This window comes from Microbacterium sp. JAI119, assembly GCF_013410135.1.
Lineage (GTDB): Bacteria > Actinomycetota > Actinomycetes > Actinomycetales > Microbacteriaceae > Microbacterium > Microbacterium oxydans.
On sequence record NZ_JACCCK010000001.1, the window covers coordinates 1,273,632 to 1,294,113 of the forward strand.

A 20,482-nucleotide genomic window follows, 5' to 3' on the forward strand; every position below is an offset into this window, starting at 1 on the left:
TCTGTCACCTGGCGGGCAGGCGTGGGACTCAGCCGGCGGGCTCGAGCTGCACGACGAGGGCGCGGTGGTCGCTTCCGCCGGCATCGTCGAGCACGACGGAACCGCTCGGCGACCAGTTCTGCGACGTCATCACATGATCGATGGGTGCACCGGCGAGGGCGGGCAGCGAGCTCGGCCACGTGCCCGTGAGTCCGTTCCCGGTGCGGGCGGCCACATCGCGGCAGTATCCGATGTCGCCGCCCTCAACTCCGAGCGGAGCCATGTGATCGACGGTGGCGTTGAAGTCGCCGGCGAGGATGAAGTCACCCTGCGGGCACTGATCGGCGATCCACTGCAGATCGCTCCGCCACTGCTGCATCTCCTCCATACGGGGGGCCACCGCGTGCACCGCGACGATCGTGGGGCCGGTCCCATCGGTCGGCATGAGCACGACGCTGGGAACGGAGCCGGTGTTGCTCGTGCCGTCCTTGGCCGATTCGATCACGGAATACTCGCCGAGGTCCGGAGCGACGAGCACGGTGGTGTGCCAGGACTGCGGGCCGTCCTGCACATCCGGCCGGAACTGCACGTGATGCACCCACATCGGATGTCCCTGCTCGCGCAGCATGATGGCGATGCGCTCGCCGACGGCCTCGGTCGTCTCCGGGAGCGCGACGATGTCGGCTCCCTGATCGAGGATCCGCTGCGCGATCACCTCCGCGGAGACGGCCTCGCCCGCGGTGTTCCAGGTGAGCACGCGCACACTGCCGTCGGTCTTCTCCGGGAGCGCGGATGATCCGAAGCCGCGCACGGCTCCGATGGCCGCGGTCGCACCCGCGCCGAGCAGCGCCACGATGAGGATCGATGCGGCGAACCCCCTCAGTGGGCGGGCGAACAGGAGGAGGAGCGCCAGGGCCGCGACGACGAGGAATCCGCCGAGTACGAGACCGCGCGCCGATACCAGCTGCGCGAACGGGTACGTCTGTTCGAGACGGAAGAACTGCGGCCACACCACGATCGCCGTCGCGATCGCGAGAAGCACGGTGAAGAGGATCCCCAGGAGACGAAACATCCCCTCCAGCCTAGGAGCGCCGCCTGGGAAGTCCCTGCCTCGACATCCGTGCCGAGCCTGAGCGGGATGGGGCGCGCCTGAGCGGGCCTGGGGCCGCGGATGCTCGGTACGCTCGGAGGATGGCCACTTCGTCCCCCGGGTTCGCCGGTCCCGCCGACCTGCACCTGCACTCCAACCATTCCGATGGCACGGAGTCGCCGGCCCAGGTGGTGGCCCAGGCGCATGCGCACGGGGTGCGTACTCTGGCGCTGACCGATCACGACCGCACCACGGGGTGGAGCGAGGCCGGAGATGCGGCTGTCGAGCTCGGTATGACGTTCATCCCGGGGATGGAGCTCTCCGCGAAGCACGAGTGGCGGAGCGTCCACGTGCTCGGGTACCTCTTCGACCCGGAGGACGAGGCGCTGCGTGCGGAGACCGATCGCATCCGCGGCGATCGGATCGGCCGGGCCGAGCGCATCGTGCGCAACATCGGGCGGGACTACGACCTGCAGTGGGACGACGTGGTCGCGCAGACAACGCGGGATGCCACCGTGGGGCGCCCGCACATCGCCGACGCCCTCATCGCGCGCGGCATCGTGCGGGACCGGACGGAGGCCTTCGACGGCATCCTGCACCCTCGCGAGGGCTACTACGAGCCGCACTACGCGCCCGATCCGCTGACGGCGGTGCGTCTGATCACGGACGCGGGGGGAGTGGCGATCATCGCCCACCCCGTGACGGCGGGTCGCGACCGCATGATGCCCGTGCCGTTCATCGAGCGACTCATCGCCGCGGGGCTCGGCGGATTCGAGGTCGAGCATCGGGAGAACACGGAGTCGGGCAAGCGGGTGCTGCGTGAGATCGCCGCGAAGCACGACCTCATCGTCACCGGATCGAGCGACTATCACGGCACCGGCAAACCGAACCGCCCTGGCGAGAACACGACCTCCGAGGAGATGGTGTCCAGGCTCATAGCACGAGGCACCGGCATCGCCCCGCGTTTTCCCTGACCCTCGGCGTTCTGTCGGCGACTTCCCTGCGGGCTGTCGAACCGGACCGATACCGTCCGAGGCATGCAGCGAGCGACTTCCCTGGAGCGGCGCGTCGACGCGTGGGCTCACCGGCTCCTCCGTGACGCCCCGTCGAACGGTGTCCGCGCCGGCCTCATCGAGTTCTCGGTGTTCGTGGTCAAGCAGGCGTGGGCGTGCATCTTCGGTGGAGCGCTCCTGGTCCTCATCGTCGCCGCGCGCCTGTGGTATCCCGACGACGCGGCGCTGGCCCGCAACGACGCGCTGACGATCGCTGCGGTGCTGATCCAGATCGCGATGCTCGTCTTCCGCTTGGAGAGCGGCCGTGAGCTGTGGGTCATCGTCCTGTTCCACATCACCGGCACCGTGATGGAGCTGTTCAAGACCGATGTGGGTTCGTGGGCGTATGCCGCAGACGGGATCCTCCGAATAGGCGGGGTCCCGCTGTTCAGCGGCTTCATGTACGCGGCGGTCGGGTCGTACATGGTCCGCGTCTACCGGCTGTTCGATCTCGGGTTCACGCGGTATCCGCGACGCTGGATGACGGCGATCCTCGCCGGGGCGATCTACGTCAACTTCTTCACGCACCACTGGTGGTGGGATGCGCGGTGGGTGCTGCTCGTCGGAGTGGTGCTGCTGTGGCTGCCGACCGTGATGCACGCGCGCGTCTGGCGGCGTACGATCCGCCTTCCCCTGCTGGCCGTCTTCGCGGGTGTGGCGGTGTTCATCTATCTCGCCGAGAACATCGGCACCTGGGCGGGCGCGTGGGCCTATCCGGATCAGGCCGGAGGGTGGCAACCGGTCTCGCTGAGCAAGCTGAGCTCGTGGTTCCTGCTGATGATCATCTCGGTCGTCCTGGTGGCCTGGGTGTATCCGCCGCAGGTTCCCGGAGCGCTGTTGCGTACGACGGGGAGCGGAACCGCCAGGAGAGTGCAAGGGGGCGGCGAGGGTCGCGCCTGACGTCGTCGCCCGTGCATGCGAGAGGGCGCATGGTTCGGGGGATTTCCCGACCCATGCGCCCTCTCGGTGTGACGACTCAGGCTCCCGCGACGGGAGCGGCCCCTGCCCCGGAACCCCCGCGGCGACGGCGGCGACGGCGTGCGGGAGCCGGCTTGCCGTCGTGGTGCTCCTTACCAGCGCCATCGTGGGTCCCTGCGCCCTCGGCTCCGCGATCGGACGATGGCGCGGTCTCTCCCTCGCCGCTGGACGACGACGCGGCGCCCTCGGCGAACGTCGAGCCCACGGGCGTCGAGCTGTTGCGGCGACGCCGGCGACGACGGGTACCGCTCTCGTCGGTGCCCTCCGCCGCGGCGTCGGTCGCCCGCTCGGGGCGACGGCTGCGCTCGGTCTTGACGGACTCCGTCTTAGGCGCCGACACCAGGCGGCCCTTCGTGCCCTGGGGGATGTCGAGGTCCTCGTACAGGTGCGGGCTCGACGAGTAGGTCTCGATGGGCTCGGGCTGACCGAACTCGAGGGCCCGGTTGATGAGGGCCCACTTGTGCAGGTCTTCCCAGTCGACGAAGGTGACCGCGATCCCGGTCTTGCCCGCGCGGCCGGTACGGCCTGCGCGGTGCAGGTACGTCTTGTCCTCGTCCGGAATGGTGTGGTTGATCACATGGGTGACGTCGTCGACGTCGATGCCTCGAGCGGCGACATCGGTCGCGACGAGCACATCCTTCTTCCCCGCCTTGAAGGCGGCCATCGAACGCTCACGCTGGTCCTGGCCCATGTCTCCGTGCACGCCGCCGACGTTGAAACCGCGGTCGCTCAGCTCGTCGACGAGCCGCTGCGCCGCACGCTTGGTGCGGGTGAAGATCACGGTCTTGCCGCGCCCCTCCGCCTGCAGGATGCGGGCGATGACCTCGTCCTTGTCCATGGAGTGAGCGCGGTACACGAGGTGCTTGATGTTGGCCTGCGTGAGGCCCTCATCGGGATCGTTGGCGCGGATGTGGATCGGGTTCGACATGAAGCGACGCGCGAGGGCGACGATCGGACCGGGCATGGTCGCGGAGAACAGCTGCGTGTGGCGGATGGCCGGCACCTTCTGGAAGATCTTCTCGATGTCGGCGAGGAAGCCGAGGTCGAGCATCTTGTCGGCCTCATCGAGCACGACCTCGGTCGCGTTCGAGAGGTCGAGCAGGCGCTGGCCGGCGAGGTCGATCAGTCGGCCGGGGGTGCCGACCACGATCTGCGCTCCCGCCTTCAGCTGGTCGATCTGGCCCTCATAGGCCTTTCCGCCGTAGATGGCGACGACGCTGGTGGAGCGGTTGCTGGTGAGCAGGTCGATGTCCTCGTACACCTGCACCGCGAGCTCACGGGTCGGCACCACGATGAGCGCCTTGACGCCGTGCTCCGGGTCCTTGCCGAGACGCTGGACGACCGGGATGCCGAAGCCGAAGGTCTTGCCGGTTCCCGTCTTGGCCTGACCGATGATGTCCTGGCCGGGAAGGCCGAGGGGGATGGTCTGCTCCTGGATGGGGAACGCGTCCACGATGCCCTTGGCGGCGAGTGCGTCGACGATGTCCTGATCGATGCCGAGATCGGCGAAAGTTGTCACTTTGTTCAGATTGCCTGTCCGGCGACCCTGCGGGATCGCCACGTTCACGGATCCACGCCGTCTCTTGTGCCACAGGCGCGGGGCCCCGCTCCGACGGCGGGGACACGCCCAGCCTACCCGAGGGGTGCCGCAGGCCGGGAAGAGGGCTTCCGCACGAGTATTGTGAACGTCGTGGTGGACTCGGGAGGACGACCTCGTGGTTAAGTGGTTCTGGCAGCGCGATGCGGCGCCGCGACGCACCCTCGCCTTGCGCGGCAGGGGAGAGCAGGGAGATGCGACGCGCATCGACTTCGCCGAGCTCGCCCCCGAGCTGAACCGCTTCCTCGGACAGGCCGCCTATCTGCAGCTGGGCTACTTCGAGACGCTGACGCGTCTCATCCGCGCCACACCCGAGCTCTCCGAGAAGGAGTCGCTCTCGCGCGCAGCCGGAGCCGCGCTCACCAAGCACCGCGGGATCGTGGAGCTCATCGCGGAGCGGGGGGACGACCCGACGCAGCTGATGCTGCCGTTCCGGGAGAACCTCGATGCGTTCCGTCGGAAGACCATCGGCGCCCGCCCTCGCGAGACGCTGCTCGCCGTCTACATCACCGCAGGGATGTTGGACGACTTCTACCTCGCGCTCGCCTCCAGCTACGGGGAGACCGGGCACCGCGTGGCGCAGATCCTGCGCGAGGACGATGCCAGGCACGAGATCGTCGCCATCGTGCAGGAGACCATCGAGAGCGATGAGGAGTGGCGGTCGCTGCTGTCGATGTGGGCCCGCCGTCTCGTCGGCGACACCATCCTCGTCTGTCGCTCGGCGCTACGGCCGGAGCGTCTCGACGTCGACGAGGAGCGGATCGAGCCGGTGTACACCGAGCTCATGGGCGCTCACGCACGGCGCATGGACGCCATGGGACTCGCGTCCTGACCCGACATCGCCACACGCGCGGTCGGTTCGAGGCGGTCAGATTCCGACGGCGGTCAGATTCCCAGCGCGACTCGCTTCTGGGCGTCGGCGCGCTTGCGCATCCCGGTGATCGCCACGGTCGCCAGTGCGGCGACGATGGGGGCTCCGAGGACGCTCGCGAGCCACAGCCAGATGCTGTCCTCGCCCACGCCCGCCCACTGCAGGGCGGTGTACAGGACCGCAGCCACCGCGGTCGCGATGGCGGGGGTCAGAGCGACACCGCGCAGCTCACGACCGCCGATCAGGAAATGTGCGGCGATCCCGAGAGCGCACGCGCCGATGAGTGCGAGGAGGATGTACATCGTCGGGTCAGGCGACGAAGCCGACGCGGCGGGATTCCTCGGTGCCCAGCTCGATGTACGCGAGGTTCGCGGTCGGGACAATGTAGGAGTTGCCCTTCACGTCGGCGAAGCTCACGTGCGACGCGCTCTGCTCGAGGGCGGTGGCGACCTGGGTGCGCACCTCTTCGGCGCTTGCGCCGGTGTCGAAGCTCAGTTCACGGCCGGTGTTGATGATGCCGATGCGGATTTCCACGCGTGCTCCTTGAAGTTCGGGGACTGCGCCAACTCTACCCCGGGAGTACAGGCCGGGATCGGCCGTCGCGGCCTGTTTCGCCATGAGCGCACAGGGGGAAGGCACCATGGCTGCGGGCGGCCTCAGGCGGGTGGGGACGGTGATGTCCGCGCGTCCGGATAGCGTTGATGTCATGACACCGGATTCCGCTCAGCGTGCTGTGATCGCCGCGGAGTCGCACGCGTCCGGTGTCATCATCGGCGCACCGGGAACGGGGAAGACCCGCACCCTCATCGACCGCGTCGTCCACCTTCTCGATGCAGACGCCCTGCGCCCCGAAGAGGTGCTCGCCCTCACCCCGAACCGTCAGGCGGCGACGGCGCTGCGCGACCGGATCGGAGTCAGGATCGGGCAGGCCACGCCGGGTCCGCTCGCGAGATCGCTCGGCTCGTTCGCCTTCCAGCTCGTGCGGGGGGCGATGGTGAAGGAAGGGTCCGAGCCGCCGGCGCTGTTGACGGGCGCGGATCAGGACCGCATCATCGCCGAGCTCCTCGCCGGTGACGCGGAGGACATGCGCATCCCGTGGCCGGAGAGCCTGAGCGCGTCGGTTCGGGCGTCGAAGGGATTCCGCTCCGAGCTGCGCGCTTTCCTCGCCGAGTGCACCGAGCTCGGGGTGGACGCTGCGGAGCTTCGTGCATCGGGCAACGCCGTGTGGGCGGCGACGGCGGAGTTCCTCGTGGAGTACCGAGCCGTGCTCGACGCCCTCAGATCCGCACATCGCGATGCCGCCGACCTGCTCAGCGAGGCGAGCGCCATCCTGCACACGGCCGATCCGGCGACTCTCGGCCCGTTGGCACCGCTGCGCGTGGTGCTCATCGACGACGCTCAGGAGCTCACCCGCGGCGGCATATCGGTCGTGAAGGCCCTGCGGAGTCGGGGGATCGCCGTGCTGGCGTTCGGCGATCCGGATATCTCTTCCGGCTCCTTCCGCGGAGCCAGCCCCGAGCTGTTCGCGCAGCTCGCCGGGGTGCTGGGGGATGTGCACGTGCTCGATGGCCCCCATCGTCAACGTCCGGCGCTCACGGCGCTCACCCGCACTGTGACGCAGGCGATCGGCGTGTCGGGGCGGGTCGAGCATCGGCGGGCGCCTGTGCCGGCGACGGCCGATGACGTCGACGCCGGAGTCTCCACGTTCATCGCCCCGTCTCCCTACGAAGAGCTCGATCGCATCGCCGGTGTCATGCGCGAATGGCACCTCTCCGAAGGGATCCGGTGGGATCGGATGGCGGTCATCGCCCACGACACCCGGCAGGTGACCACGCTCGAGACCGAGCTCGCCGCCAGGGAGATCCCGACGCGCGCAGCCGGTGTGCAGCGCCCGCTCGGCAGCGAGGGGATCGTGCGCGACATCGTCGGCATCGTTCGTCTGGCTCTCACGCCCGTCGAAGAGCGCACCTCGACCGCGCTCGAGGAGGCGCTGCGCACCCCGTTCGGGGGGATGGACGCCATCGGGCTGCGGCGCCTGCGCGCCCGGCTCCGACACGTCGAGCTCGAGCAGGGCGGCTCCACCCCCGCGCGGGAGCTGCTGCGGCAGGCGATGGCGAATCCTGCCCACCTCACTCTCATCGACGCTCCGGAGTCGCGCACTGCGGAGAGGTTCGCCGAGACCATCCAGGCTCTCGCCAGCGGTGCGGATGCCGGCGAGACGATCCACGACCTGCTCTGGCGGGTGTGGGACCAGGCCCGAGCCGTCGACGGGCGTCGACTTCAGGTCGCCTGGCGCGAGATCTCGCTGCTGCCGACGGGGGCGGAGACCGCGCGTTCGCTCGACGCGCTCGTGTCGCTGTTCGACGCGGCCAAGCGCTTCGTCGAACGCACCCCCAACGAGAGGCCGGAGGTGTTCGTACGGGACATCCTCGACAGCGAAGTTCCCGAGGACTCGCTGTCGACTCCCGATCGGCCGGGAAAGGTCACGCTGCTGACCCCTGCGACGGCGCTCGGCACCGAGTTCGATGCGGTCGTCGTCGCCGGCGTGCAGGACGGCATCTGGCCGAATGTGCGCCTTCGCGGTGGACTGCTGCAGACGTGGCGTCTGCCCGACGCGATCCAGGCCGTCCGCACGGGGATGGCGATCGAGCCGCCGGGCGTCCTCGACCGGCGACGAGCTGCGCTCCACGACGAGTTGCGTCTGTTCGTCCGTGCCGTGTCACGTGCGCGCGATCGGCTCCTGATCACTGCGGTGGACGACGACGATCTGACTCCCAGTCCGTTCTTCGGCTTCCTGCCCGCTCCCGAGCCGCCTGAGCGGCATGCCTCGGCGGAGCATCCGCTCACCCTGCGAGGCCTGGTCGCACGGCACCGACGCGCCCTCACCACGACATCCGCCGAACCCGTGCGGCGAGTCGCCGCTGCGCAGCTCGCCGTCCTCGCCCGCGAGGGGGTCCCGGGTGCGGACCCCGCCGAATGGTACGGAGTGACGCCCGTCTCCACCGATGCGCCGCTGCGCGACCTCGCGGTCACGGGTGCGCGGGTCTCGCCCTCGAAGATGGAGTCCTACGAGGAGTGCGGTCTCAACTGGGTCGTCTCGGCACTCGGCGGCGACACCGTGATGCCGCCGACGGCGGGCATAGGCACGATCGTGCACGAGGCGATGGAGCGGGTTCCCGACGGAGACCTGGAGCAGATGCGGGCGATCGTGGCCGAGCAGTGGCCGGAGCTCGACTTCGAGACCGAATGGATCGGACGCAAGGAGCGACGCCGTGCCGATCTGCTCGTCGACAGGCTGCACGCCTACCTGGGCGACGTCCGTCGGGAAGGCGGAAGGGTGATCGGCAGCGAGGTCGAGTTCCGCTTCGCCGTCGACGTGGCGGGGGCGAGCGGCGAGGACGAGGATGTCGTGCCGACCGTGCATGCGGTGGGGGAGAGCAGGGCGAATCAGGCGATCATCCACGGCTACATCGACCGGGTGGAGGCCTACCCCGCCGGCGCGGGTGAGCATGCGGCGGCGCGAGGCCGCGGATGGCAGCCCATGTCGGGCGGTCCGGAGGGCCCGACGGTCGTCGTCGATCTGAAGACGGGCAAGAGCGATCCGGAATCCGACTCCGGCGTGCTCGAGCATGCGCAGCTGGCCGCCTATCAGATCGCGGTGCAGCAGGGACTCGTCGAGGGGGCGCCGCCGGCTTCACTCGCCGGAGCGCGGCTCGTGATCGTCTCGAAGACCCTCGCGAAGAGCGACTACCGCATCGCCCATCAGCACACGCTCGACGACGAGTCGCGCTCGGCCTTCCTGATGCGCGTATCGGATGCGGCGCGTGGCATGTCGGCTTCGAGCTTCACAGCGCAGGTCGAATCGCACTGTGCCGACACCCAGCGTCGGGTGCATCCCTGCCGTATTCACACGGTGCCGGCGGTGAGCTCGTGACGGGGGAGAACGGCGCATGGTGGAGCGCCGGCGCCTCGATCTCCGCTACCGACATCGCCGCGGCGCTGGGCCAGCCTTCGCCGACCCCCGCCCAACAACGTGTGATCGAGGCGCCCCCGGAACCTGCGCTCGTGGTCGCGGGTGCCGGCAGCGGGAAGACCGAGACGATGTCGGGGCGCGTCGTGTGGCTCGTCGCCAACGGGCACGTGCGCCGCGACGAGATCCTCGGCCTCACCTTCACGCGCAAGGCTGCGGGTGAGCTCGCGGAGCGGATCGGCCATCGGCTCGCGGTCATCGACGAGTACGGTCGTCGTGGACTCCTGCCCCATCTCCCGGCGATCGTGGCGGACGGATCACTGCGCAGGGTGGAGGAGGCGGCGCCCGGCCGCCAGCGCGAGGTGGTCCGTGCACACGTGCTCGACGAGCTCGCCGACCAGCGCGGGACCGGGTGGGACCCGGTGATCCCTCGGGCGGCGGAGGACCTGATGATCCGGCCTCGGGTCTCGACCTACAACGCCTTCGCGGACGGCATCGTCCGCGAGCACGCTGCACGCATCGGGCGAGACCCCGACGTGGCGATGCTCAGCCAGGCGGCCTCCTGGATGCTCGCGCGCGAGGTCGTGCTGCGTAGCGATCTCCCTGAGCTGGAGAACATCGACTTCGCGCTCGGCACGGTCATCGATGCGGTGCAGCGGCTCGCCGGAGACGCCCTCGACCACCGTGTGGACCTGGATCTCGCCGAGCGCATCGCCCGGGAGCAGGCCCTCGCCTTCGAGCCCTACCGGAGCAACGGCGATGTCGAGAAGGCGGCCGTGAACCTGCTCAGTCTTCCGACGCTGTCGAGCCTGGTGCGCGACTACATCGCGGAGAAGCATCGTCGCGGCGTGCTCGACTTCGCCGATCAGGTCGGCGGCGCGTACGACATCGTCGAGTCGGCGCCCGATGTGCGCGCCGAGCTCCGCGAGCAGCATCGCGTGGTGCTGCTCGACGAGTATCAGGACACGTCGGTCATCCAGACCCGCTTCCTCGCGGAGCTCTTCCATGACTCGGCGGTGATGGCCGTGGGCGACCCGCACCAGTCGATCTACGGCTGGCGAGGGGCGAGCGCCGACAATCTCTACGCGTTCTCCGGCACGTTCTCGAGCACGGGCGCGGCGCATACCTACAGCCTCATGACCAGCTGGCGCAACGACCGCCGTATCCTCGGGATCGCGAACCGGGTGCTCGAGCCGCTCCAGCGGCCCGGGCTCGACGTGCCCCCGCTCGAACCCCGTCCTGGGGCGGGAGAGGGCACCGTGACCGTGGAGTACCCCTTCACGGTCGACGAGGAGGCAGCAGCCGTGGCGGAGTGGTTCTCCGAGCGTCGAGCGGCACACGATGCTCGCGACACGGCAGCGGCACACGCGACGAAGCCGCACACCGGCGCGATCCTGTTCCGCTCGAAGCGGCACATGCAGACGTTCGCGGCTGCGCTTGCAGCCCGGGGGATCCCGCATCGGATCCTCGGTCTCGGCGGACTGCTGGCGACGCCGGAGGTCGTCGACGTCGTCTCGACGCTCCGCGTGGTGCACGACCCCACGGCGGGATCGGCGCTCATCCGACTGCTCACCGGGCCGCGATTCGGCGTGGGGGTGGCCGACATGGCGGCGCTCTACGACCTCGGGCGCACGCTCTCGGAGCGTGACCCCGCGATGGCTCCGCTGCCTGAGGAGATCCGTTCGCGGCTGCGCGGGTCGCGGGGCGCCGACGAGGCGGTGTCGATCATCGACGCCGTCGACGTGGTCAGGGCCGTGCGCGACGACTACAGACTGCTCGAAGCGATCACCCCGGACGGGCGGGCACGCGTGCGCGCCGCGGGCGAGATGCTGGAGCGTCTGCGACGAGCGTCCTCGCAGCCGATCCCGGAGCTGATCCGCCTGATCGAGCTCGAACTACGGCTGGACATCGAGTTGGCGGCGAACGAGACCAGAGGGCCTGCCCGGATCGCCGCGACGCAGCTGCGCGCGTTCTCCGACGAGGTCAGGGCCTTCCTCGCCGCCGACGACCGGGGGAGCATCGGCAGTCTGCTGGCCTGGCTCGACAAGGCGGAGAGCACGGACGAGCTCATGCCTCGGCCGGAGCCGCCGGAACCCGGCGTCGTGCAGCTGCTGACGATCCACGGCTCGAAGGGCCTGGAGTGGGATGCCGTCGCCGTCGTCCGACTCGTGGTCGACGAGCTTCCGAGCCGTGTCTCCGACACCTCAGGGTGGTTCGGGTTCGGCGTCGTTCCCTTCGCTCTGCGCGGCGACCGAGATGCGCTACCCCGCTTCGAGTGGGACCCCGTCGGGGCGATGGGCGACGAGACCGACCCCGTCAAGCGTCAGAAGCTCGCGCAGGCATCGCTCTCCGGCGGCGCGACCAAGGCGAATCCGCAGGGGGGCGCGATCAAGCGCTTCAAAGACGCGTACCGGGCGTATCAGCAGCAGGAAGAGCGACGTCTGGCGTATGTCGCGGTCACCCGTGCGCGGACCGATCTGCTCTTGAGCGGCTCCCACTGGGCGGGGCAGAAGTCCCCGCGCACGCCGAGTCCCTATCTGCTCGAAGCCATCGAGGCGCAGGGGTTCGAGGAAATCGATCAGGTCGATCCGGACGACAATCCGTACGAGGGCCCCGGTTCCACGCTCCGCTGGCCCCTCGACCCGCTGGGCGCTCGGCGGGGTGTCGTGTCCGCGGCGGCAGCGGCTGTCGAAGAGGCCACGCTCCGGGGAACGGCAGAACCCTCGGTCGAGCTCGCTCGTCTGCTCGCCGAGCGTGCGGCCAGACAGCGCGGTGCCGATGCGGAAGCGCCGACGCGCGTGCCGGCCTCGAGGTTCAAGGACTACGTCACCGACTTCTCCGGAACCCTCTCGTCGATCGTCAGGCCGATGCCGGAGCGGCCCTACCGGCAGACCCGCCTCGGCACGCTGTTCCACGCCTGGGTGGAGCAGCGGTCCGAGCTCGTGGGCGTCGGCAGCCGTGTGGATGAGGCGCTCTGGGAGCTCGATGAGGAGGAGGCGCCGATCGAGGCCGAGCACCTGACGAGGGCGTCGGGGGAGGGGCGCGGAACGACCGCCGACGCCGCCGACCTCGCCGTGCTGCAGGCGACGTTCGAGCGCAGTGAGTGGGGCGGGTTGCAGCCCATCGCCGTCGAGATCGAGATCGACTTCGCGCTCGGCGCAGGCCTCTCCTCGGACGAGGCGGCGGGCGGTCACATCGTCATCTGCAAGCTCGATGCCGTGTACCGGCGCGCCGACCGCGGCGGCCGCGTCGAGATCGTCGACTGGAAGACCGGCAAGGCCCCGCGCACCGCCGCCGAGCGGGAGGAGCGCATGCTGCAGCTCGCGCTCTACCGTCTCGCGTACCACCGCAGATTCGACGTACCGCTGGAGGAGATCGATGTCGCGCTGTACTACGTGGCCGACGACCTGATCATCCGCGGCGATCGGATCTACTCGGAGGAGGAGCTCTTCCAGCGCTGGAGTGCCGCCCGCGCGGCGCGCTGAGCCTCCTCGGAGTCGTCCTCGTCGTACGCGGTCTCCGCGTGCGACACGGAAGCGCCGTGCCTGTCCGCGGCATCGGTGCTGTGGCTGCCGGCGAAGATGCTCCGAGCCTCGGAGAGGTCCTCGGTCTCGAGATCGAGCATCCCGGCGCGGTGGGAGCTGTCGTCCCGCTCCTGTCCCTGGCCGTCGGCACCGCTGCGAAGCGGTTCGACGACATCGGTGGAAGTCGCGTCGGTCGCGCCCTCCTCCGATTCGGCCGGAACGTCGATCCACAGCTCCTCGGGGTTGTAGGCGTCGGTCTGCATCGACGTGTCGATCTCGGTCACGGCGTCTCGGGGCACGCGGTCGAGTGCGTCCATGGCAGAGTCGACTCCGGCGCTGCGGGCATCGATCACGCTCAGGTCATCGGTACGCAGACCCTCGGCGAGAGCCTCGAGCAGCGCGGCCGCGTCGTCGACGATATCCGGTCGATGCATGGCGTCGCCGTGCACGAGCCACCGTGCGAACTCGAGCTCGGCGAGCAGACGAGCACGCACTTCGAGGCCGGCGTCCGGTGCGCGGTCGAGTGCGCCGGAGTACGCGGCGTGGACATCGTCGGACGCCTCGGGTGCCGCGGAGAGCCACGACAGATCGACCGCAGGATCACCGATCGACAGTCCATGCCAGCCCAGGAGCCCGATGACTTCGGGGCCGCGTTCGGGGTCGTCCTCGAACAGGAAGGACGTCGACTGCAAGCCGCCGAGCACGACGGTGGACTCGAAGCGCCACAGGTCGTCGTCGGCGACGGCGTCGCGCCATCGCACGGTGAGACGTGCGGGAACCCTCCCCGTCGATGCGGCCGTGTCGATCAGGCGATCCAGCTCGGCGCGGCTTTCCTCGGCCGTGCGTGTGGCCAGTCCCGCCCCGCGGACCACCGAGGTGGGCATGCTGTGCACCGCGGCGATCGCTGACCCCATCGACGGGGCAGCCCCGCGCCCCGCCGGCACGTGGGCCGCGTCGATCTGGAACCCGGGCAGCAGCTCGGTGACGAGCGCGCGTCCCTCGCCGAGTCGGGTCTCCCCGATGTAGGCCGGCACCCGGAACGGCAGCATCGCTCGAGCGCCGTCGGTGAGAGCGCGAAGCGCGATCGCCTCGGCGGCGAGTTCGCGCGCCGTCTCGTCGTCGTCTGCGACGCGGATCGCGAGCTCACGGCCATCAGCCAGGGTGGCGATGGCCGAGTCGAACCGGCCCTCGCCGTCCGCGCTCAGACCACGGGCACCCGTGACCTCCGCCCCGGGCAGTGCGGCGGTCACTGCCGCGGCTAGAGTGAAAGGAGAGCGTCCCATGCCCCCAGGTTAGGTCGGCTCAGGGGCGGTCCCGCCTCCGCCACGCCCGTGAAAGAGGGAGTCGATGACCATTCAGCGCCCGTCCCTCGACCGTGCGGCCGAACTCCGAGAAGAACCGGATGTGCTCGCCCGTCTCCGCGACGACCCGGCGACGCGCGTCATCGTGGTCCGTGAAGGTCGTGTCAGAGTCGTCGACTCCGCACTCGTGCGCGTCGCACCCGATGCCGTCGTGGAGGCGAGCTGGGCGCTTCTGGGGCGCGATCTCGACGGCACCCTGCTGCTCCTCGCGGCCGCCCCGCCGGAGAACGATGCTCTCGACACGGCGCCGGACGAGATCTGGCTGGGACTGCGCGATCTGGGTGGTCGCATCGACGGCCAGGAATCCGAGCTGCTCATCAGCGCGATCGCGCTTGCCGGCTGGCTTCAGGACGCGGCGTTCTGCCCCACGTGCGGAGGGGAGACCGAGCTCCGACAGGCGGGCTGGTCCCGGCGCTGTCTCGTTTGCGGACGGCAGCACTTCCCCCGCACCGACCCCGCCGTGATCGTCGCCGTCGAGAGCAGGGACGGCCAGCGCCTGCTGCTGGGCGCCAACGCGAACTGGGGCGGGCGGATGTTCTCCTGTTTCGCGGGGTTCACGGAAGCGGGGGAGTCCCTCGAATCCACCGCCTACCGTGAGATCGAGGAGGAGTCGGGTGTGCGTCTGTCCGCCCTCCGATACGTCTCCTCGCAGCCCTGGCCGTTCCCGCGGTCGCTCATGGTCGGCTTCCGCGCCGTCGTCGACGACGAGACGACCGCGCGCGCCGACGGCGAGGAGATCATCGAGGTCCGCTGGTTCACACGTGCCGAGATCGGATCCGCGCTCGCCGGAGACGGACCGGTCGGGCTTCCAGGACCGGCATCGATCGCTCGGGCGCTGATCGTCGACTGGTACGAGGACAAGGCGTGAGCGCACTCGATGCCCTCGATGAGCGGCAGCGGGCGGCGGCATCCGTGCTGCGAGGTCCCGTCGTCGTGCTCGCGGGAGCCGGAACAGGCAAGACCAGGGTGATCACCCACCGCATCGCCCACGGTGTCGACACGGGGGCCTACTCGCCGTCGCGTGTGATGGCCGTGACCTTCACGGCGAAGGCTGCGGGGGAGCTCCGCGGACGGCTGCGCGCGCTCGGCGTCGAGGGCGTCGCCGCTCGCACCTTCCACGCGACGGCACTCGCGCAGCTGAACTTCTTCTGGCCCACTCTGGCCGGCTCGCCCGCGCCGTCGATCATCGACAACAAGGTGCGGATGCTCGGGCAGGCTGCCGATGCGATCCGCCTCCGGCCCAGCACCGCGACGCTGCGGGACATCGCCTCGGAGATCGAGTGGCGCAAGGTCTCGATGCTCTCGATCGACCAGTACGCCGCGCTGGGTCGGCCGGTCTCCGGGGTCGACGCGACGCAGCTGGTCGAGCTGATGCGCGGGTACGAGGCGCTCAAGGACGACCGCCGTCAGCTCGACTTCGAAGACGTGCTCCTGGCCTGTGCCGGCATGCTCGAGGCCGAGCCGCGCGTGGCCGCGTCCGTCCATGAGCAGTACCGTCACTTCACGGTCGACGAGTTCCAGGACGTGTCTCCGTTGCAGAACCGTCTGCTCGAGCTGTGGCTCGGGGACCGGCACGACATCTGCGTCGTGGGTGACGCCAGCCAGACGATCTACTCGTTCGCCGGGGCCGAGCAGCGGTTCCTCCTCGAGTTCGAGCGCCGTTACCCCGACGCCACGGTGGTGCGACTGGAGACCAACTACCGCTCGCAGCCGCCGATCCTCACCGCGGCGAATGCGCTGATGCGGGGTCGTCCCGGCGCGCTCGAACTCGTACCCGCGCGCGAGCAGTTCACTGCGGACGCGCCCACGATCACCGCGTACGACACCGAGGGCGAGGAGGCTGCGGGGATCGCCGCCGGCATCTCCGCCCGTATCGAAGCCGGCACCTCTCCCGACGAGATCGCAGTGCTCTATCGCGCTCATGCCCAGTCCGCCGTGCTGCAGCAGGCGCTCGCCGCCGAGGGCATCGCGACCACGGTCCTCGGGGGGACGAGGTTCTTCTCGATGCCGGAGGTCCGCCAGGCGATCCTCGCCCTTCGCGCTGCGGCCGTCGCCCCGACTGAGCAGGGTTTCCTCGCCGGAGTGGAGCGCGTGCTCCGCGAGCTCGGACTCACGGAACAGCCGCCCGCTGCCGGAGGAGCGCAACGGGACGGGTGGGAGGCCCGGCGAGCGATTCTGCGGCTCGCGGAAGAAGCCGGTCCCGACTCGGACCTGCGCAGTTTCAGCGACGCCCTGATGGCGCGGGCGAAGGATCAGCACGAGCCGACGATGCGCACGGTCACCCTGTCGACTCTGCACGCGGCCAAGGGCCTGGAGTGGCCGCACGTCTACCTGGCCGGGTGGGCGGAGGGGTCGCTGCCCATCTCCTACGCGACGACGTTCGAGGCGGTCGACGAGGAGCGCCGCCTGGCGTACGTCGGTGTCACGCGCGCCGCGCGGACGCTGGCGCTGTCATGGTCGAGATCGGCGGGTCGGGGAGAGCGCGCACCGTCTCGGTTCCTCGCCGAGATGGGAACCACGGGCCGCGGCACCGGCATTCTTCGTGAAACGTCACCGAACGCCACGCGAGCGAGCCGTCAGCGCTGACCCGCACCGTGCGTCCGATGGCCGTGGCGTCGTCGGCGAGAAGCACAGCCGCGAGTCGCCCGGCCTCGGCGACCTGCGCAGCCCTGATCGGACCGGAGTCTCGGCCGATCATCTGTGCGTGCAGCAGCGGCCAGGCCGGCTCGAGGTCTCGGGCATGGGCGTCGCGACATGCGAGGCACGCCGATGCGCCGGGAACCACGAGCGGCCCGACGGTGACCCTGCCCGGCTCGAACGACACGGGCAGGTGCGCGGTGTCCTCGCGCAGAAAGCGGGCGAACTGCAGCGCGGCGGTCGCTCCGTTCACGAGCACGACACCGACACCGGGTCGCCGACCGATCTCGACCAGGGTGATTCCTTCGTCCGTCAGCGCTTCCCGCATGCGATACTCGCCGCGGCCGTCCGAGAGGCCGATGCTCTCCACCCAGGCCGATCGGGCGGGCGCGGGGTCGTCGACCAGGAGCGCGTCGAGTCGAGCGAGAAGCATCCGTGCCGCCTCCCGCGGTGCGCCGGCCGCATGGGCGATCACGTCGAAGGAGCCGCGGCGGAACCCGGAGCGCAGCCGGCTGAGCAACCGCTCCACCCAGGGCTCCGCGGCGTCGAAGCGGGGACCGTCATCGTCGCCGAGCTGGAGCGTGCGCTCATCTCGCCAGAGCAGCGGAGAGCCCGGGTCCAGGCGGGTGAGGAGCGGAGGAGTCAACGGCATCTCTCCGATTGTGGAGAGGAACCGGGCGGTGCGGGGCCGTCTGCGGGCATCGGTGGAGAACTCCTCCGTATCCGCCAGACGGGGGAGGACGGGTGCGGTCGAGGGAGCTCCCTCGGCCGCACCCGTCGTGCTCAGACCGGTCGGTCGCCCTCCGGCGCTGCGTCGTCGTCTCCGTCCGAATCCGCGGAGTTCTGGTCCGCGGGCCTGTCCTGCGAGAAGTCGTCGCCGTCGAGCAGGCGGGCCAGTGCTTCATCGAACTCGTCGGCGACGGGCTGCTCGCCGCGCTCTGCGGCCTGGAGGCGAGCCACGAGCCCGCTCGGGTCGTCGATGTCTTCGGCGGTCGGCATGAGGTCCGGGTAGTCCCACAGCGAGTCGCGGCCGCTGATGCCGACAGCATCCGTCACCGCCTGCCACATCGCGGATGCCTCGCGCATCCGACGGGGGCGGAGCTTGAGCCCGACCAGCGCGCCGAGCGCGTCCTCGGCCGGTCCGCCCACGGCACGACGGCGTCGAGCGGCCTCCGCGATACGGGCGCCGTCCGGCAGACGGGAGGTCGCCTCGGCGGTCACCACGTCCACCCAGCCGTCGATCGTCGCGATGAGGTTCTCGAGACGGGTCAGGGCTTCGCGCTGCGCCTCGCTCTGCACGGGGAGGAGCGCGCCGCCCTCGATGGCCGCGCGAAGCTCTTCGGGATCGGAGGGGTCGAGGCGACTGGCCACGTCTTCCAGAGCGTCGACGTCCACGGTGACTCCCCGTGCGAAGTCGGTGATCTGCGCCATCACGTGCAGGTGCAGCCATTTCGCGTGCCGGTAGAGCCGCGCGTAGGCGAGTTCGCGGGTGGCGAGGTACAGCGCGATCTGGTCTTCCGGGATCTCGAGCCCCTCCCCGAACGCCGTGAGGTTCTGCGGGATGATGGCCGCGGTCCCCGCAGGGAGCACGGGGATTCCCACGTCGCCACCGGAGACGACCTCGAGCGAGAGGTTTCCCAGAACCTGCCCGAACTGCGCGGCGAACACCGAGCCGCCCAGGCCCCGCATGAGCTTCCCCGCTCCCTGCACGACGCCGCGCATGTCCTCGGGCACCTGCGTGTCCAACGCCGAGGTCAGGGCGTCGGCGATGCTCGTCGACACCGGGTCGGCGATCTCCTTCCACACCGGGAGCGTCTTCTCGACCCACTCGCCCCTGGTCATCGCCGTCGGAGCCTCGGAGAGCTCGGAGATCGTCGTCGCCTCGCCGAGCCACAGGTTCGCGAGCGCGAAGGAATCGGCGAGCGAGGTGCGGGAACCGTCGGTCACTCCCTGCCCGTCGCGATTGGCGATGAACAGGGCCTGGCGCAGGGCGTTCTCCCACGGATCACCGCCGAAGGCGCCCTGGAGCTGCGACATGATGGTCTGCATCATCGCCGGGTCGAGGGTGAATCCGTCCATCCCCTCGAACGCGCCCCTGAGCGCTTCGGGGTCGATGTCCCCGCCGCCCTGGTTCGAGAGCATCTTCCGCAGGAACTCCTGGAAGTCCTCGGGTGTCGGGTCGTTGTCTGCCATGTCACTCGCCCTCTCAGCAGTTCTGTTGCCGTGGCATCTACGCTAGTCACAGGTTTCTGCGCGCGAACCCGATGCGGGCAGATCGGTGTACGCCGCTCGCGAACGACGGAGGAATGCAGTGGATCGAACGCGGTCTGGGAAGCTCGGACTCGGAGTCTGGGCGCTGATCGTCGCGCTCCTCGCGCTGGTCCTGCTCACCTTCCTTCCGTCGCCCTATGTGATCCAGCGGCCGGGGCCGGTGTACGACACGCTCGGCACCGCGAAGGGCGCGGACGGCGAGCAGGTGCCGCTCATCAGCGTCGAAGGCGCGGAGACGTTCGAGACCGCCGGCACCCTCGATCTGACCACGGTGCAGGTCGTCGGCAACCGTGAGCGGACTCCGAGCTGGTTCGAGCTCGCTCTGGCCTGGATGGACTCGTCGAAGGCGGTCGTCCCGCTCGATTCCGTGTTCCCCCAGGGCGTGACCACCGAACAGCGCGATGAGCGCAACGCCACACTGATGGTCGACTCCCAGCACGAGGCGACGGCGGCAGCGCTGAACGAGCTCGGCTATGACACCGGCGCGCAGGTCGTGGTGGTCGATGCCGTCGCGGACTCGCCGGCCGACGGCGTCCTGGAAGCCGACGACGTGATCACCGCGATCGACGGCACGGCCCTCACCTCGGCCACCCAGCTGAGAGAGGCGATCCAGGCGGCGGGAGGAGCCCCGGTGCAGCTCACCGTGGTGCGCGACGGCGCCGAGCAGACCGTCGAGGTCACCCCGGAGGAGCACACCGAGGGGGACAAGACCGCCTGGCTCATCGGCATCACCCTCCGCACCGACTACGACTTCGAGATCGACGTGACGATCCAGCTCGACAACGTCGGCGGGCCGAGCGCCGGGATGATGTTCGCACTCGGCATCATCGACACGCTCACCGAGGGCGAACTCAACGGCGGCAAGGACATCGCCGGTACCGGAACGATCGATGCGGCCGGCACCGTCGGCCCGATCGGCGGCATCCGGCAGAAGCTCTACGGCGCCAGAGATGCCGGAGCGGAGTACTTCCTCGCGCCGGCCGACAACTGCGACGAGGTCGTGGGTCATGTGCCCGACGGGCTTCAGGTGATCCGCACCGCGACCCTCGACGAGTCGCTGGCCGCCCTGCAGGTGATCGCCGACGACGGAGACGTCGCTGCGCTCCCGACGTGCGACGTCGCCGACCGGTGAGCGCGGAAGCTGCTGCGACC

At 69.9% G+C, this 20,482-nt stretch carries 14 protein-coding genes; 8 read left to right on the forward strand and 6 right to left on the reverse strand.

What is annotated here, in order from left to right:
- Positions 1 to 28 precede the first annotated feature (28 nt).
- Positions 29 to 1,051, reverse strand: coding sequence for an endonuclease/exonuclease/phosphatase family protein (locus HDC31_RS06230; protein ID WP_058631833.1), 1,023 nt, complete (start codon positions 1,049 to 1,051; stop codon positions 29 to 31).
- 119 nt (positions 1,052 to 1,170) lie between these two features.
- Here HDC31_RS06230 and HDC31_RS06235 point away from each other — a divergent pair, with 119 nt between their 5' ends.
- Entirely contained in the window at positions 1,171 to 2,043 is an 873-nt protein-coding gene (locus HDC31_RS06235) for a PHP domain-containing protein (protein WP_113680308.1), read from the forward strand.
- Positions 2,044 to 2,106: 63 nt separating this feature from the next.
- Positions 2,107 to 3,021 carry a DUF817 domain-containing protein gene (locus HDC31_RS06240; protein ID WP_046749552.1) on the forward strand — a complete coding sequence of 305 codons (915 nt, stop codon included), beginning with the start codon at positions 2,107 to 2,109 and terminating at the stop codon, positions 3,019 to 3,021.
- A 76-nt stretch (positions 3,022 to 3,097) separates the two neighbouring features.
- On the opposite strand, the gene HDC31_RS06245 is transcribed toward HDC31_RS06240, so the two are convergent.
- Positions 3,098 to 4,618, reverse strand: coding sequence for a DEAD/DEAH box helicase (locus HDC31_RS06245; protein ID WP_179515917.1), 1,521 nt, complete (start codon positions 4,616 to 4,618; stop codon positions 3,098 to 3,100).
- 196 nt (positions 4,619 to 4,814) lie between these two features.
- On the opposite strand from HDC31_RS06245, the gene HDC31_RS06250 reads away from it, so the two are divergent.
- Positions 4,815 to 5,528: a ferritin-like fold-containing protein gene (locus HDC31_RS06250; RefSeq protein WP_058631835.1), complete on the forward strand. Its 714-nt coding sequence runs from the start codon at positions 4,815 to 4,817 to the stop codon at positions 5,526 to 5,528.
- Between the two features lie 53 nt (positions 5,529 to 5,581).
- On the opposite strand, the gene HDC31_RS06255 is transcribed toward HDC31_RS06250, so the two are convergent.
- Both HDC31_RS06255 and HDC31_RS06260 read right to left on the reverse strand, forming a co-directional pair.
- Positions 5,582 to 5,869 (reverse strand): hypothetical protein, encoded by a 288-nt coding sequence (locus tag HDC31_RS06255; protein ID WP_046749550.1) that lies wholly within the window; start codon positions 5,867 to 5,869, stop codon positions 5,582 to 5,584.
- Between the two features lie 7 nt (positions 5,870 to 5,876).
- Entirely contained in the window at positions 5,877 to 6,101 is a 225-nt protein-coding gene (locus HDC31_RS06260; protein WP_045263100.1) for a DUF3107 domain-containing protein, read from the reverse strand.
- 172 nt (positions 6,102 to 6,273) lie between these two features.
- On the opposite strand from HDC31_RS06260, the gene HDC31_RS06265 reads away from it, so the two are divergent.
- Both HDC31_RS06265 and HDC31_RS06270 read left to right on the forward strand, forming a co-directional pair.
- Entirely contained in the window at positions 6,274 to 9,501 is a 3,228-nt protein-coding gene (locus HDC31_RS06265) for an ATP-dependent DNA helicase (RefSeq protein ID WP_179515918.1), read from the forward strand.
- A complete protein-coding gene (locus tag HDC31_RS06270; RefSeq protein ID WP_258546568.1) occupies positions 9,498 to 13,022 on the forward strand; it encodes an ATP-dependent DNA helicase in 3,525 nt (1,174 codons plus the stop codon). Before HDC31_RS06265 ends, HDC31_RS06270 begins: the two co-directional genes overlap by 4 nt.
- Here the strand turns inward: HDC31_RS06270 and HDC31_RS06275 are convergent.
- Positions 12,968 to 14,344 carry a phosphotransferase gene (locus HDC31_RS06275; RefSeq protein ID WP_218867320.1) on the reverse strand — a complete coding sequence of 459 codons (1,377 nt, stop codon included), beginning with the start codon at positions 14,342 to 14,344 and terminating at the stop codon, positions 12,968 to 12,970. The genes HDC31_RS06270 and HDC31_RS06275 overlap by 55 nt on opposite strands.
- A gap of 64 nt (positions 14,345 to 14,408) precedes the next feature.
- Here HDC31_RS06275 and nudC point away from each other — a divergent pair, with 64 nt between their 5' ends.
- Together nudC and HDC31_RS06285 are read left to right on the forward strand one after the other, a co-directional pair.
- Entirely contained in the window at positions 14,409 to 15,290 is an 882-nt protein-coding gene (gene nudC, locus HDC31_RS06280) for an NAD(+) diphosphatase (RefSeq protein WP_061016601.1), read from the forward strand.
- Positions 15,287 to 17,008 carry an ATP-dependent helicase gene (locus HDC31_RS06285; RefSeq protein WP_113681867.1) on the forward strand — a complete coding sequence of 574 codons (1,722 nt, stop codon included), beginning with the start codon at positions 15,287 to 15,289 and terminating at the stop codon, positions 17,006 to 17,008. Before nudC ends, HDC31_RS06285 begins: the two co-directional genes overlap by 4 nt.
- Positions 17,009 to 17,842: 834 nt before the next feature.
- Here the strand turns inward: HDC31_RS06285 and HDC31_RS06290 are convergent.
- Positions 17,843 to 19,252: a zinc-dependent metalloprotease gene (locus tag HDC31_RS06290; RefSeq protein WP_046749545.1), complete on the reverse strand. Its 1,410-nt coding sequence runs from the start codon at positions 19,250 to 19,252 to the stop codon at positions 17,843 to 17,845.
- 118 nt (positions 19,253 to 19,370) lie between these two features.
- Between HDC31_RS06290 and HDC31_RS06295 the strand changes: the two genes are divergently transcribed.
- Positions 19,371 to 20,462, forward strand: a complete 1,092-nt coding sequence (locus tag HDC31_RS06295; RefSeq protein ID WP_082108744.1) for a PDZ domain-containing protein — start codon at positions 19,371 to 19,373, stop codon at positions 20,460 to 20,462.
- Positions 20,463 to 20,482: the final 20 nt, after the last annotated feature.